At 57.0% G+C, this 302-nt stretch carries 1 protein-coding gene; it reads right to left on the bottom strand.

What is annotated here, in order from left to right; genetic code table 11:
* Positions 1 to 302: hypothetical protein (locus QP381_RS08810; RefSeq protein WP_285068597.1), on the bottom strand; the 302-nt coding region annotated here is incomplete at both ends.

The raw sequence follows: 302 nt of genomic DNA, 5'->3' as shown, positions 1-302 counted from the left end.
CAGACCCTCGCTGAGATCTTCCATGTAGCGTGTGAGCGCTTCGAACATGCGGTTGATTTTGTTGGTTGGCCATTGGATGACCTTGTCTTCGCCGAAGTCGCGGGCCCAGGCGTCTGCTTGTGTTTCCCAAAATCTGGGGTCAACGTACATGCGGGCGACTTCGTAGGTGGCGAAGATTTCGCGTACTGCTGCGTCTACTTCCCCTCGTGGGATTCGCCCGTCCCATATTTGCGGGTTCCACCATGTAGGGCGCGAGTCTGGCCCGTATGTGGGGGTGAATCGCAGCCCGTCTAAGGTTTCTA

The sequence above is a fragment of the Pauljensenia sp. UMB6358 genome (assembly GCF_030216865.1).
GTDB classification, from domain to species: domain Bacteria; phylum Actinomycetota; class Actinomycetes; order Actinomycetales; family Actinomycetaceae; genus Pauljensenia; species Pauljensenia turicensis_A.
This window is presented reverse-complemented; position numbering and strand designations above follow the sequence as displayed.